The sequence below is a fragment of the Bacillus cereus ATCC 14579 genome, from assembly GCF_000007825.1.
GTDB lineage: Bacteria > Bacillota > Bacilli > Bacillales > Bacillaceae_G > Bacillus_A > Bacillus_A cereus.
Window position 1 is genome coordinate 441,868 of record NC_004722.1, and the last position, 13,704, is coordinate 455,571.

Below are 13,704 nucleotides of genomic sequence, written 5' to 3' on the forward strand. Positions count from 1 at the left end.
TGAGGGACCCGTTTTATTTGCTTCCTTTTAGTAATCGTAAGCCATTCAAAATGACAAGAATCGTACTTCCTTCATGACCAATAACACCGAATGGAAGAGCTAAAAATTGCAAGAAGTTTGAACAAATTAGCATGGCAATAACGGCTAGCGAAAAGATTACGTTTTGCTTCACAATACGGTTCATTCGTTTTGATAAACGAATTGCTTGGGAAAGGCGAGATAGTTCGTTCTTCATCAGTACAACATCTGCAGTTTCTAAAGCTACATCTGTTCCTTCTCCCATTGCGACACCAATGCTAGCAGTAGCTAGGGCAGGTGCATCATTTATACCGTCTCCAACCATTGCTACTGTACCGTATTTTTCTTTTAACTTTTTAATCGTTTCAACTTTTGTTTCTGGTAAGCATGATGCGTAATATTCCTTTATATTACTTTCAGAGGCAATTGCTTTTGCCGTTTCTTCATTATCTCCAGTAATCATAATTGCTTCGACACCAATGCTTTGTAAATCACGAATAGCAGCTATTGTTTCTTGGCGAAGCGTATCTTTTAAAGCGATAAGTCCAAGAATGCCTCCCTCATCACTAATATAAACGACAGTTTTACCTTCTTTTTCAAGTGAGGCAGAAATACCATTATGAAATGTCTTTGTTTCTTCACCGATAAAATCAGCTTTACCTATTTTATAAGCGTTGTTTTCCAATATTCCTTTTAGACCAAAACCAGTTACATCTTCAACCTTTTCTGGTTTTTTTAAAGTAATGTCGTACGCATGTTGTGCATATTTAACAATGGATTCAGCTAAAGGATGTGTAGAGTGACTTTCAATTGATGCTGTAATATAAAGTACTTCTTTTTCTGTTATATTTTCTCGAACATATACATCTGTTACGGTAGGTTTACCTTCTGTTAATGTTCCTGTTTTATCAAACGCGATTGCTTTCACAGAAGCAAGGCGTTCTAAATGTATACCGCCTTTAAAGAGAATACCGTTTCTCGCTCCGTTAGAAATGGCTGATAACGTAGCTGGTGTAATGGCAGCTACGAGCGCACAAGGAGATGCGACTACAAGTAAGATCATAGCGCGATAAAACGTTTCATTCCAGCTCCAGTCAAGTAAGAAATGAGGAACGAACATCATAAGCGCAACAACGAGTAGTACACCTTTTACGTATGTTCCTTCAAACTTTTCAATGAATAGTTGTGATGGTGATTTTTCACTTTGTGCACTTTGGACGAGACGGATAATCTTTTGGAATAATGTTTGATCGCTCGGCTTCGTAATTTTAACTTCGATAGCACCACGTAAATTTACAGTACCTGCAAATACTTCATCGCCATGTCTTTTCTCATTTGGAATAGGTTCTCCTGTGATTGCTGCCTCATCGATATTTGTTTCACCGTTATGAATCGTACCGTCAGCAGGAACACGTTCACCGGGTTTAATTAAAATAATGTCGTTAATTTGTAACTCTCCAACAGGAACACGTTCCTCAGTTCCGGTGGAAATACGTAATGCTTCTTCAGGCTGTAAGTCAAGAAGAGCGGAAATTTCTTTTTGGCTCTTACTTAACGTATAAGATTCCATAGCACCGCTGAGTGCAAAGATGAAGATTAAAATAGCCCCTTCTGCCCAGTAGCCAATAATTGCAGCACCAATAGCTGCAAAGAGCATTAGCATTTCAACATTTAGCTCTTTTTCTTCAATCGTATCTTCAATTCCTTCTTTTGCTTTTGCATATCCACCAACTATATAAGCAAGGATATAGCAAGTAATACCTACATTCATTGCATCGTTCTTTGTAAATAACCAACCAACTAAAATAAAAATACCAGATGCTACTGCAAATACAAGTTCATAATGTTTTTTTAATGTGTCCCATAAAGAGGGATGAGAAATTGTTTCTTTTGCGTGTAACGTTTTTACTTCTGAGTTCATTACTACTCGCTCCTTTCGAATTCTTATTGAGAAAAATAATCAAAATCGAAACCCCTATAAAACGACGAAAGCTGCCATCCATAATGGATAGCAGCATTTCTGTTGAATCTGTTTTTAATAGTTATTATGTTGTAATTATTCTATAGTATATCATATGTTTTTATGAGATGGTACGGTTTTGTTTCAAGTATAAACGGAAAACTTGTGTTTTCGCAATTCCTTTGGTATATATGAATATTGTTCATAAAAAGGTCGGAAAGGAAGACAACAAGTGAAGACAGAGAAATTTTTTACCCATCCGATTGGCGTATTTATTGCTGCAATAGTAGCAACTTTTTTATGGGGAAGCGCATTTCCTTTTATTAAATTAAGTTATGTTGAACTTGGAATTCAACCACAAGAAGTTGGAGAGCAAATATTATTTGCCGGTTATCGTTTCTTTTTATCTGGATTCATGCTCTTATTATTCTTTAAAGTGTTAGGAAAAGATATGAGCTTCAAAAAAGGAACGGGGAAACAGTTAATACAAATTGGTTTATTCCAAACGTTTCTTCAATATATCTGTTTTTATATTGGAATGAGTTATAGTTCGGGAATTGAAGGAGCTATCATTTCAGGGACATCATCATTCTTTCAAATTTTACTCGCCCATTTTTTATATAAAGATGATGCCCTCAATATGAGAAAAATAATTGGCGTATCGATTGGCTTTTGTGGCGTCGTTTTAGTAAATATGCCGAGTGATGGTAGCTTATCATTTCATTTTGGAATCGGAAGCTTATTACTTCTTAGTGCAGCAATGCTGTATTCATATGGAAACATATTAGCGAAAGAAGGTAGTAAAACGTTAGATGTTGGCTATATGACAGCATACCAAATGATGTTTGGTTCTATAGGATTATTATGTATAGGGGCTTTACAAGTTGGAGTAATGCCATTTACATTTAGTCTACATGCACTACTTATGCTGATTTATTTATCTTTCTTATCTGCAGCTGGTTTTTGCATTTGGAATACAATTATGAAGTACAATAAGGTTGGAAAAGTATCTATGTATATGTTCTTTATACCCGTATTTGGTGTGTTATTATCGAGCATGATTTTAGGTGAAGCAATTCATTCATTTGTGTTACTCGGTTTAGCATGTGTAGCCGCGGGAATTATTGTGGTAAATCGGACGCCAGCTAAGCAAAAAATAGAGAAAGAAAAACAAGTAGCATAGAAAGCAGAAAAGCGATTACAATGGAAGAACAGTACTGTTCTTCTTTTTTTATAGAAAAAGGATAATAGACTAAGTGTAACGAAAAAAGATACAAAAAGCATTTATTGAGGAGAACATATTATGAATCTACTTTACGTGGTGTTAATTGGGCAAATACTTCTTTTTTTAATTGGTGCAATTTATGCAATGCGGCAGACAAAAAGAACGAAAGATAATATGCCGTTACCTTTAGCAATCCGTCTTATTCTTAGTTTTTCTTTAACAGGTAGTGCAATTTGGATATGGTTACAAGATCCATCTGTAGAGTATAGTACGTGGGTTGCACTTGGTATGACTTTATCGACTGTGGGAGATTTGTTTATGGCTGGGCTGATTCCAATTGGTCACAGGTTAATTGGTGGGATGGTTACTTTCGCTCTTGCTCATTGTTTTTATGTAAAAGCATTTTTGCAAACAGGAATTTCGTGGAATGGTTTTTGGATTGGCTTACTCGTATATGGGCTCTTTCTAATTGTAGGATGGTTCTTCTTTATCCGAAATGATAAACAGGATAAATTGTTTACGATAGGAGCTCTAATTTACGGATTGTGGGTTGGAGGAATGGCTTGCTTTGCATTCGCCTTATATTATGAAAATACAGGAATATGGTGGATACCAGCGTTTGGTGGTTTACTGTTTGTGATTTCTGATTTTATTATTGGCGTGACAGATATCGGAGGGCGTAAATTGAAGTATGAGCCACTTTGGATTTGGTTTACATATGTAGCTGCTCAAATGTGTATTGTATATGTGGGATTATAAAAAGATACTCTCAAAATAGTGAATAGACTATTTTGAGAGTATCTTTTTTGCTTGTTTAATTTGATCAGTATTACCATTTTGAAATTTCTAATATTATAATTTTATAATTCAGAATTTTGTAGAAAAATATCGGTTGTATTATTTATAATAAAAGTAAAAAGATGATGAGATGGTGAAATGATGCAAAAGAAAAAACGTTGGCGTGAATTCTTTGGAACTATTGCAATTGCATGTTTATTGGTGTTTTTGGCGAAAATTTTTGTGTTTTTCCCTACGACTGTAAAAGGAGCATCTATGAGGCCAACGTTGCAAGATGGAGATAAGGTAATTGTTAATAAGTTAGCAAAACAATTTGAAAGCTATGGGAGAGAAGATATTATTGTTATGAAAACAGATAATTTTTATGTCAAAAGAGTGATTGGATTACCTGGAGATATAATTGAGATGAGAAATGATCAATTATATGTAAATTCTGAAGTGAAAGATGAAGAGTATTTGGATAGTAATAAAAAACAAGCAGAAAAAAAACTTATGAATTTAACAGAGGACTTTGGACCAATTACAGTTCCCGAAAATAAGATTTTTGTTATGGGAGATAATCGCTTAATAAGTAAAGATAGTAGAAATGGTTTAGGTTTTATTGATAGAGAAGATGTGTTAGGAAAGTTAGCAGGCATTTATTATCCGTTTGAACATATGAAAATAATAAAGTAAAAAACCAAGCAAATTTTAGTTTGCTTGGTTTTTTTTGTTAAACAGTAGGAGATTCGTTTGATACAAAAATATCTTCATGTTTCTTTGTAGTACTTAAAACGAATTTATGTTGTAGCAATTGTAGTTTAAATAACGCCAAAGGATCATGATATGTTTCTGGATTGCTTCTTAGCGTTGCTAATGTTTGCTCGTCTTCCTTTATCTCAAGTTGAGCTGCATCTACATTTTGTTTCAATATATTAAGTGGATCTTTGAAGAACATCATGATATCACGTTCTAATGCACCTTCAAATACTTCAAATTGAAGGAAGAATTGTTTTGAAATTGTGTGAGCAATTTCTGTATAGTCTTCTGTTTCAATATATTGTTTATATTTGTTGGCGAGCATAGATTGGTTTTTTTGCATATTACCAAATAATTTTCCGGCACTTTTTAAGAAAAACTGTGTCGGTGTAAAGCGTAATAAAATATTGATGTTCGTTACTGTAATTCGATTTGTCATTCGTACAACATCTCGATTCCAATCATCTAATAATTTGAAATCGCAAGGAAGTTTCATACGTTCTTCTTTATATAATTTATTAAACGTTTCACTCATTTCATCTAAATAAGCTTGAGCTTGAATAAATTCATTATGTGCTGTTTCAATCCATTCTTGAATAGACCCAGTAAATTTAGGAAGAAGTACCTGTTGTACATGCTTTTGAACTCGTTCATTCATTGCAGCATTTAATTCTTCATGAACTAATTTGAAATCACTATCTTCTTGAACAAGATCAGAGCAGCTCTGTAATAATTCAGGAATTTGAGAATGTATATCTCGTGTAATTTCTTCTTTCGTTAAAAGATAGGATTCGGTAATAGAACGAATTTTATCTTTTTCAAGAGCAGTAAGGTTATTAATAAATCCAGTAAGTTTCACTGAGATGTGTTTATTCCAGCGTACGGATTTTACTAATGTATTTTCTAATTCCACACGTTCATTTATGAGATAAGCAATGGTCTTTTGCGTAAACCATATTAGCTTTTCTATACGTTCTTTTTCTATATCGCGTTTTGCAAGATTAGAAAGAATAGATTCTGTTACATCTCCAAGTTGCTGGCTACTCTCTTGCGAAGGAGAGTATGGGAAGAATTGTGCATCTGGAAAATGTACTTTAAGTTTACTAATTAGTTTTTCATCAGTAGTCGTATTATTTGTGTGTGATACGAAGTGAATTTGTAAGTTTGGTACTTGTTCACGTAAATAAATTAACGTATCAAATTCTTGACTATGCAATGGTGAAGAAGAATTTAATACGTATACAAGGCTATCTGCTGCTTGTAAGTATTCAAAGTATGCATTGTTTTTATCCAATTGTCCTTGAATAGATGGTGTAATAAGAAATGTAAACTTATTTTTTCTTAAAAACCTACTTGGTAGCTTAATTTCTATACATTTTTTCTCAAGTTCTGACTGAGCAGATGTAGCCGTTATTTGATGGAATTCATCAAGGTTAGGGATATTTCTTATATCTAACTCGGTAAATTCTGTTATTTCAGTTTGACTAGCGTCTTTAAATAGAATAGGAGTTGTTAAAGTTTCAGTTAAGATGTTCTCTCCCAATATTGAATTAACAAATGATGTTTTATCATGGTCACTAGTTCCAGCTATTAGTATTGGTGTGACATTTAAATCACATAGTTCATGGACGAGTAGCGTAAATTGATGACTTAAATCTACATCATTTTTCTCAGCCCATACAGCGATTGTTTCGAATAAATGAGAAACTGTTTCCATATTTACATCTGCTTCAGCTGATGTATTAGAAAGTAAGGATCCAGCACTTTTTACGAGTAATGATTCTAAAGTTGTAGGTGAGACTTCATTCCATGCTAACACTGCTGCAGAGACAACTAGAGAATCTTTTGCTTTCGTTAAACTGAACCAATTTGTTAATAAATTTGGTACAAGTCCGTTTAATTCATGCATAAAATGATTTCCGGTAATTAATGCAAAGTATGTTTCTTGGTAGCGAGTAGAGATTTCATTCCAATCGTCATTATTGTCTGTTTCAATATGCAAGAATAAATGATTAATACTTTGAATCCAAGGAAGGTATAAGGATTCATGTTGATAGCTATTCCAAAGAGCAATAACAAGTTCTTTAAATTGAGCTTGATCAACAGCATATAGAGCTTTTAAAGACTCATAGAAATATTCAGGCTTAATATTTTTTGTAAATCCTTTGTTTATGTAAGTTATTAACGTATCAAACCAGTGTAAAGATTGTGTTCGGATACCTTCTTGAACAGCTAGTTCGATAGCGTTGTTCCAATCTTCTTGTTTTTCATAGAAAGAACGTGCAATTGCAGTAATATTTGGGTAATCCGGTTGGAATGCAACAGCTTCACTAATCGTCTTAAAAGCGAGTCCTAAACGATCTTGTTCGATATAAAGAGAAAGAAGTTGTAAGGAAACCTCCATCGTAAGAGTCGTATCTTCCGTTTGGATAGATTGATAAATTTCTTCTGCCTTTGGTAAGAATCCTAGTTCAAAATAAGCATCTGCAATATTTTTTGTCGCCCAAAGTGCAAGAGCATTATTTACTTTTTCCCATTTAAATATAGCTGCTTCAAAATCTTTATTTTGATAATAAAATTCACCTTGAGCAAATCGAATATTAGAAATGTTGGAGAATTCATTTTTAGATTCATTTATATATGCTTCACCGAGTACTTCCGATGCAGGAGTAGAAGTTTCTTCTGTTAAAAATGTTTTATAGTAAACTTTTTGAATAAATTGATTTTCAATGGTCATGTTCGTTCCCCCCTGTATAATTTAGAAAAATGATGTTGTATGTAAAAGGGTGTATGTTCTTTTAATAGGTAGAAGTTGCATTATATAGACCAAACTATGTTTTTGCTAGATATATCATTTTTCTTGAGAGTTAAACCGTTGCGAAAAGTAACTTTCCTTTATTGTAACAAAAAAACACGCATATGAATTTTTATTTTTTATCGGGTTATTTGCGGGCAATAAGAATCTAATCTCAAAATTGGTGAATGTAAGTGAGTTATGTGGAGTCGGGATGTCTGTAAAAGCAAGATTGGCATAGGTTAATAATTAGTAGAGGATGAACAAAACTCCCACTGAGTAAAGTTTTTCTTTATCTCTGTTAAAGGAAAGAATAGAAGTAGAGTTCATTATAAAAACAATGTATAGTGAATATGTATACCATGTTTGCCTTAAAGATAGAAAGGGTACAATGTGGAATAACGACCGTGCATAGGATGTGTCTTCCGAATGGAACAACATATTGGCGAGTTAATCGCGCATTATGGCTATTTTGGAATTGTTATAGCTTTGGCTGGTGGGATTGTCGGATTACCGATACCAGACGAGTTTTTATTGACCTTTGTTGGTTATAATGTTTCAAAAGGAGTTATGTCAGGAACTGCTGCTTTTTTAAGTGGGCTGGCTGGTGCGATGTTAGGGATCACGTTAAGCTACATATTAGGTTTAAAACTTGGGCTCCCTGTTTTAAAGAAATATGGGCCGAAAATTAGAATTAAAGAACATCACATTGAAAAAACACATATTTTATTTGAAAAATATGGGCCATTTCTTTTAATGATTGGTTATTTTATACCGGGCGTACGTCATTTAACAGCATATTTTGCTGGGGTATCAAATTTGACACTTTGGCGTTTTTGTTTGTACGCTTACGGTGGTGCGCTCATTTGGATAAGTGTTTTTATTGGGCTTGGCTGGAAGTTAGGCGAGAAGTGGCGCTTCGTTGAGTATAGTTTACATCATTATGGAATATGGATTTTATTAATTTCAGCAGTTGTTACATGTTTTGTATGGTTGTACATAAAGAAAAAGAAAAACCGCTAATAGCGGTTTTTTTAGCTGAAAGCAATAAATAATACACCAGCTGTAATAAAGACTACACCAACGCCGGTCATAAAGTTTAACTTTTCACCGAGGATAATCATAGCGAGAATGATAGAAAATACGACGCTTAATTTATCGACAGGAGCTACTTGTGAAACCTTTCCTGTTTTGAGGGCAAGAAAATAAAATAGCCATGAAGAAGCACCTGCAATCCCACTTAATGTGATAAATAGCAGTGCTTTTTTATTTAGTAGTACGTCGCCGATATTTTGAAATTTACCTTGTATGATAATAACGCCTATCATAAATAATGCCATAATAATAGATCGAATTGTTGTTGCAACGTTTGCATCGATGCCGTCTAAACCAAACTTTCCAAAAATCGATACAAGGGCAGCAGCAATTGCTGATAATAGTGCAAATAAGAGCCACGAACTCATAGTAAAATTCCTCCAATCTTACAGTATTATACATGAAAATGATTCTCATGTATAAAGTTGAAGCAATTGAGCTTATAGGAAGCACGACTTCAACTTAACTCCTTGCTCCACCTGAATTTTAAGGTGGGAGTTTTACTGCCTGTAAATAGTGGGCTAAATAGCGAAATAATCCCCACCTTATATTTTTAATAAGGTGGGGATTATTATACTACTCTGCAATTTCCTCATATAAAAAGTACGTTACATTATAAATATGTTCTACTTCATCGTCTGTCATAAACAGTAATTCGTCACGCTCAATCCCTTTTTTCTTTTCAATAAACTCAATCATGTTTTTGCGTTCTTCTCTCTTCATCAATTTTATTTCTCCTCTCAATCTGTTTTAATACAGTTTATTTAAGTTAATGCTATTATATAACAGAATCTTTAGAAAGTTCCACCTATTTTATTGTTTTTTTCAAAAGAACTTTTCGACAAAACAAGCCCACCTAAGGGGGGGCTTGTTTTATTTTATAGTCGTAAAAACTCAGGCTCCGTCGTACCGGCACCATCGATGTAATAAATTGTGTCGGGGTTGATTTTTATCAATACGTAATTAGGGTCTTCAGGGCCGAGTAACCAACGTTTTAAGCTATTATTCCAAAACTTGTTTTTTAATGTCGAGTCTTCCTCAATTGAAGCCAATCCTTCAACTTCAATATAATCTTCATCTAATTTTTTCCCTTCTCGTCCGAGTAGTACATGGACATTAGGATTTTGTTCAATATCTGTTATCTTTTTTGATTGTCGATCTGTTGCAACATACAGTACAAAATCTTCATGGAAAAACATCATAAAGGCGCTATGAGGTTTCTCATTTCGTACTGTAGATAATACACCAGTACGTTGACCTTGAATAATAGTTGCGATTTTTTCTTTTAAGTGCATAATTTTAACCCCTTTTCACAATTTATAATTCTGTCTGTTTAAACAAGATAATTTAAATATCTTTCATACTGTTTTCTTCAATCCGATTTTTTAAACGTAATTGTGATGAAATCGGACAAGTTAGGAGAAGAATAATAATAATATTGAGGAGAAATACATACGATGGAAGGATGAAAAACATGTTTAATAAAATATTTCTTATAGTAGCGCTTATAGGTGTACCACTATCTGTACTTGGAAAAACACTTCATTGGCCAGAAACAATTATGTTCGCTGTGTATTGTGTTACGATTATCGCATTAGCTGGTTTTATGGGTAGAGCAACAGAGAGTCTAGCAATTGTTTCTGGTCCTAGAATAGGCGGATTATTAAATGCTACTTTCGGTAATGCTGTTGAACTTATCATTTCAATTTTTGCACTTCAAGCAGGGTTAATTGAAGTGGTGTTAGCTTCTTTAACGGGATCTGTACTTGGAAATTTATTATTAGTAGGAGGGTCATCCTTCTTTGTTGGAGGTCTTAAATACAAAAGACAAAGTTTTAATGTATATGATGCAAGGCATAATTCAGCTTTATTAATATTTGCTGTTGTTGTGGCCTTTGTTATTCCAGAGATCTTTTCAATGAAGATGGACGCTGGCAAGACGTATCAATTAAGTATAGGTGTTTCTATTATTATGATTATCATGTACCTTGCTGCATTACTATTTAAGTTAGTTACGCACCGTGGTGTATATCAACATAAAAGTGACGAAGTAGCGCATGAAGAAGAGCCAGAGTGGTCGAAAGGGAAGGCGCTACTTATTTTAGCGATAGCAACACTAGCGGTAGCTTATGTGTCAGAGGCACTCGTGCATACTTTTGAAACTGTTGCAAAGTCATTTGGCTGGTCAGAGTTATTTATAGGGGTTATTATCGTTGCAATTGTTGGGAATGCAGCGGAACATGCGTCTGCAATTATTATGGCTTATAAAAATAAAGTAAATATTGCAGTTGAAATTGCAATAGGCTCTACATTACAAATCGCCATGTTTGTTGCTCCTGTATTAGTATTACTATCTATGTTCTTCGCGCAAAGGATGCCTTTAGTATTTACCATACCAGAACTTGTGTCTATGATTACAGCCGTTTTCTTAACGATTGCGATTTCCAATGATGGAGATACAAACTGGTTTGAAGGAGGCACTTTACTAGCGGCGTATGTCATTATGGGAATTGGTTTTTATTTATTATGAAAAATAGGCATAACAATTGCGCTCAGAGAAAACAATAAACGAAGTAGTATATATACCTACATAGGAAGGAGCCAGACAGGTGAAACGAGTATACAGCATATGTCTTTCAACTATGGTCTCGTTTATTTTATTATTTCCTAACATGAGTTTTGCAAAGACAACAGTAGGAACAAAAATGCCTTCATCTGTTTTAAATATTTCAAAAGACAATACATTTCCAAATGATGCGCAAGATTTGCCACGTTTACAACCAAGTAAATTTGCTCAAGAGCTATTGAAAACGGCTAATATTAAAATTGAAAATCCAGACTTAATTCGGATGTTTAATGAAACGACAATTTCAAATGCGCCACTTGCAGTAGGGTATCGGGCAAAAATTTATTTAGGTCAATGGGCCTTACATTATGAATCAGTAGACACATCGATTAATTGGGAATATAAACAAGTGAATCGAAATGTGTATGATAATCGCGGAGGAGACCGTTTATATCCACTTCGCTATAAGCAAGAAACACAAAAGACGGTTGAAGGCGATTTAACAGCAGATATGAAAGATGCTGCAGATGTGAAAAAAATGATGCTTCTCAAAGCACTTGAAAAAGTACAATTACCTCTTTCGTTTAAGACAACTATTGGTTATGGTACTGGACATGAGCGTGTGTATAATATTAGTCCGAGTCAACTTGGATATTTATACGCTTATACACCAGCAGTAAATGAAAAGGGAAAAGTAACATTTGGAGAAGTGTATCTTGTATTAAAGGGAAATCAAAAAAGACTTGTTGTGAAAAATATTACTTCTCAAGGAATTGGAGCGGCAATTCCAATTCATGATCATTTGTTTTTTAAATTTATTTCTTCTTCTCACTCGCAATAACATAAAAAACGTCAGCTTATAAGCTGACGTTTTTTTTATAATGTAATGTTTGCTGTTTTTGATAAGAAATCTTCTGTCGGATAGTAGCTGTTTTTTACAAGAACATTTGGTCCAAGACATTTTACTGCAGGACAGTGGCAGCTTAATGATTTTGCTGTTTTTGAAGTGCTCCATTTTTCATACGCTTCTTGTAATGTGTTTGTTTGTATGTTTCCTAGAAGTGGAACATCACCAAAGTCCGTCACAATAATATTTCCATCGAAAATATTTACATTTAAACGAGACCGGCCATCTGGATCATTACGAACAGTTACATTTTTGCTCTCTTGCAATTTTTTAAATGTAGCTATGTCTTTTTCGTCATCGCTACAAGCATAGAAAGGTAACGTTCCAAATAACATCCATACATTTTCATCACGAATTTCTAGTAAATGCTCAATCGCATCACGAATTTCAGCTTTTGTTAAAATCTCTAGATTACTCGCGAAGTCACTTGGATACATTGGATGAACTTCATGACGTTTACAGCCCATCTCTTCGACGATTTGGCGGTGAATATGTTCAATATGTGGTAGAGTTCTTTTGTTTAGCATTGTTTCGGCCGATACAAGTACACCTGCATCTGATAGAGCCTTACTATTTGTAATCATTCTTTCAAATAATTTTGCACGTTGTTCGTAAGTAGGCTTACGCTCCATCATTGCAAATCCGCCTTCAACGAAGTCATCAATTGTTCCCCAGTTATGAGATATATGCAATACGTCTAAATAAGGAATAATCTGTTCGTAACGTGCTAAATCTATAGTTAAGTTAGAGTTGATTTGAGTGCGAACGCCTCGTTCATGGGCATATTTTAAGAGTGGTGTTACATAGTTGTCGACGGATTTTTTTGAAAGCATAGGTTCGCCGCCAGTAATACTTAAAGAACGTAAATGAGGAATCTCATCTAATCGTTTTAATAAAAGATCCATCGGAAGCGGATTTGGGTCTTTCGGCTGTAACGTGTAACCAACAGCGCAATGCTCACAGCGCATGTTGCATAACGTCGTCGTTGTAAATTCAACATTTGTTAATAGTAGTTTGCCGTACTCTTCAAGGTCCATATACGCTTCCCATGGATCGTAAGAAGGAGTAATCGGCTTCATTTTTTGTGATATCGTCATATGAAATACTCCTTTGACTATTGAAATAACAATTTGTCCATTCTCTATAATAGAAGAATATGTGCTTTTTATAAAGTGAAACTTTTTAGCATGGAAAGAGAGAGGGCTTACATTATAGTGGATGACTGTGACAAAATTGATGAAATTTCATGCCCATAGCAATCGTTTTTGCGGTATAATAAAAGCAACTCGAATTAAAAGGAGAGTGCCTTCATGGGAAAAGCAATTCAAGATAAAGATACACAATTAGTATATTTAAAAGAACGTTTAAATATGTTCATTGAAGTAATTGATACAATTGAACCTGAAGAAGTAGAATTAGAAGATGTAGATCGTCTTCTTGCAATGTTAGATGAATTAGAATTAAAATGTGAGCAATTTAAAAAAGACGAATAATATATTAAAAAGGCTACCAATTCCAATTTGGTAGCCTTTTTCTGTTCGGGTAATAGAAGGACGATAGAAAAAGAGGTATAATCAAGTTGTGAAAAATTTCATTTATGCTC

General features: G+C 34.2%; 13 protein-coding genes. 7 read left to right on the plus strand and 6 right to left on the minus strand.

Going from position 1 to position 13,704, the window contains the following annotated elements:
- Window positions 1-13: 13 nt before the first annotated feature.
- Window positions 14-1,939 carry a heavy metal translocating P-type ATPase gene (locus BC_RS02290; RefSeq protein WP_001083755.1) on the minus strand — a complete coding sequence of 642 codons (1,926 nt, stop codon included), beginning with the start codon at window positions 1,937-1,939 and terminating at the stop codon, window positions 14-16.
- Window positions 1,940-2,210: 271 nt separating this feature from the next.
- On the opposite strand from BC_RS02290, the gene BC_RS02295 reads away from it, so the two are divergent.
- From BC_RS02295 to lepB, 3 genes are all read left to right on the plus strand, one after another.
- Window positions 2,211-3,161, plus strand: coding sequence for a DMT family transporter (locus BC_RS02295; protein ID WP_000845702.1), 951 nt, complete (start codon window positions 2,211-2,213; stop codon window positions 3,159-3,161).
- Between the two features lie 120 nt (window positions 3,162-3,281).
- Window positions 3,282-3,962, plus strand: a complete 681-nt coding sequence (locus BC_RS02300) for a lysoplasmalogenase (protein ID WP_001051080.1) — start codon at window positions 3,282-3,284, stop codon at window positions 3,960-3,962.
- A gap of 177 nt (window positions 3,963-4,139) precedes the next feature.
- The gene (lepB, locus tag BC_RS02305; RefSeq protein ID WP_000983306.1) at window positions 4,140-4,676 is read left to right on the plus strand and encodes a signal peptidase I; all 537 of its coding nucleotides are present in this window, start codon (window positions 4,140-4,142) and stop codon (window positions 4,674-4,676) included.
- Between the two features lie 37 nt (window positions 4,677-4,713).
- On the opposite strand, the gene BC_RS02310 is transcribed toward lepB, so the two are convergent.
- Window positions 4,714-7,476: a tetratricopeptide repeat protein gene (locus BC_RS02310; protein ID WP_000151416.1), complete on the minus strand. Its 2,763-nt coding sequence runs from the start codon at window positions 7,474-7,476 to the stop codon at window positions 4,714-4,716.
- A 486-nt stretch (window positions 7,477-7,962) separates the two neighbouring features.
- Between BC_RS02310 and BC_RS02315 the strand changes: the two genes are divergently transcribed.
- Window positions 7,963-8,556 carry a DedA family protein gene (locus tag BC_RS02315; RefSeq protein WP_000434872.1) on the plus strand — a complete coding sequence of 198 codons (594 nt, stop codon included), beginning with the start codon at window positions 7,963-7,965 and terminating at the stop codon, window positions 8,554-8,556.
- Window positions 8,557-8,567: 11 nt separating this feature from the next.
- Here BC_RS02315 and BC_RS02320 read toward each other — a convergent pair whose 3' ends face one another.
- The 3 genes from BC_RS02320 to BC_RS02330 form a co-directional block, all read right to left on the minus strand.
- Window positions 8,568-8,996 carry an EamA family transporter gene (locus BC_RS02320; protein ID WP_000100295.1) on the minus strand — a complete coding sequence of 143 codons (429 nt, stop codon included), beginning with the start codon at window positions 8,994-8,996 and terminating at the stop codon, window positions 8,568-8,570.
- A gap of 208 nt (window positions 8,997-9,204) precedes the next feature.
- Window positions 9,205-9,351 (minus strand): BH0509 family protein, encoded by a 147-nt coding sequence (locus BC_RS02325; RefSeq protein WP_000817786.1) that lies wholly within the window; start codon window positions 9,349-9,351, stop codon window positions 9,205-9,207.
- Between the two features lie 155 nt (window positions 9,352-9,506).
- Window positions 9,507-9,923 (minus strand): pyridoxamine 5'-phosphate oxidase family protein, encoded by a 417-nt coding sequence (locus tag BC_RS02330; protein WP_000550220.1) that lies wholly within the window; start codon window positions 9,921-9,923, stop codon window positions 9,507-9,509.
- A gap of 179 nt (window positions 9,924-10,102) precedes the next feature.
- On the opposite strand from BC_RS02330, the gene cax reads away from it, so the two are divergent.
- A complete protein-coding gene (gene cax / locus BC_RS02335; RefSeq protein ID WP_000482138.1) occupies window positions 10,103-11,158 on the plus strand; it encodes a calcium/proton exchanger in 1,056 nt (351 codons plus the stop codon).
- Between the two features lie 79 nt (window positions 11,159-11,237).
- Window positions 11,238-12,035, plus strand: a complete 798-nt coding sequence (locus BC_RS02340) for a YfkD famly protein (protein ID WP_002083605.1) — start codon at window positions 11,238-11,240, stop codon at window positions 12,033-12,035.
- A gap of 35 nt (window positions 12,036-12,070) precedes the next feature.
- On the opposite strand, the gene yfkAB is transcribed toward BC_RS02340, so the two are convergent.
- The gene (yfkAB, locus tag BC_RS02345; protein ID WP_000156016.1) at window positions 12,071-13,198 is read right to left on the minus strand and encodes a radical SAM/CxCxxxxC motif protein YfkAB; all 1,128 of its coding nucleotides are present in this window, start codon (window positions 13,196-13,198) and stop codon (window positions 12,071-12,073) included.
- 213 nt (window positions 13,199-13,411) lie between these two features.
- Between yfkAB and BC_RS02350 the strand changes: the two genes are divergently transcribed.
- Entirely contained in the window at window positions 13,412-13,594 is a 183-nt protein-coding gene (locus tag BC_RS02350; protein WP_000513558.1) for an SE1561 family protein, read from the plus strand.
- The last annotated feature ends 110 nt before the right edge of the window (window positions 13,595-13,704 follow it).

Excerpts from the sequence above, each read along its gene's own strand:
- BC_RS02320 (WP_000100295.1), bottom strand. The coding sequence starts at position 8,996 with ATGAGTTCGTGGCTCTTATTTGCACTATTATCAGCAATTGCTGCTGCC.
- BC_RS02310 (WP_000151416.1), bottom strand. The coding sequence starts at position 7,476 with ATGACCATTGAAAATCAATTTATTCAAAAAGTTTACTATAAAACATTT.
- BC_RS02350 (WP_000513558.1), top strand. The coding sequence starts at position 13,412 with ATGGGAAAAGCAATTCAAGATAAAGATACACAATTAGTATATTTAAAA.
- cax (WP_000482138.1), top strand. The coding sequence starts at position 10,103 with ATGTTTAATAAAATATTTCTTATAGTAGCGCTTATAGGTGTACCACTA.
- BC_RS02325 (WP_000817786.1), bottom strand. The coding sequence starts at position 9,351 with ATGAAGAGAGAAGAACGCAAAAACATGATTGAGTTTATTGAAAAGAAA.
- yfkAB (WP_000156016.1), bottom strand. The coding sequence starts at position 13,198 with ATGACGATATCACAAAAAATGAAGCCGATTACTCCTTCTTACGATCCA.
- BC_RS02315 (WP_000434872.1), top strand. The coding sequence starts at position 7,963 with ATGGAACAACATATTGGCGAGTTAATCGCGCATTATGGCTATTTTGGA.
- BC_RS02330 (WP_000550220.1), bottom strand. The coding sequence starts at position 9,923 with ATGCACTTAAAAGAAAAAATCGCAACTATTATTCAAGGTCAACGTACT.
- BC_RS02290 (WP_001083755.1), bottom strand. The coding sequence starts at position 1,939 with ATGAACTCAGAAGTAAAAACGTTACACGCAAAAGAAACAATTTCTCAT.
- lepB (WP_000983306.1), top strand. The coding sequence starts at position 4,140 with ATGATGCAAAAGAAAAAACGTTGGCGTGAATTCTTTGGAACTATTGCA.
- BC_RS02300 (WP_001051080.1), top strand. The coding sequence starts at position 3,282 with ATGAATCTACTTTACGTGGTGTTAATTGGGCAAATACTTCTTTTTTTA.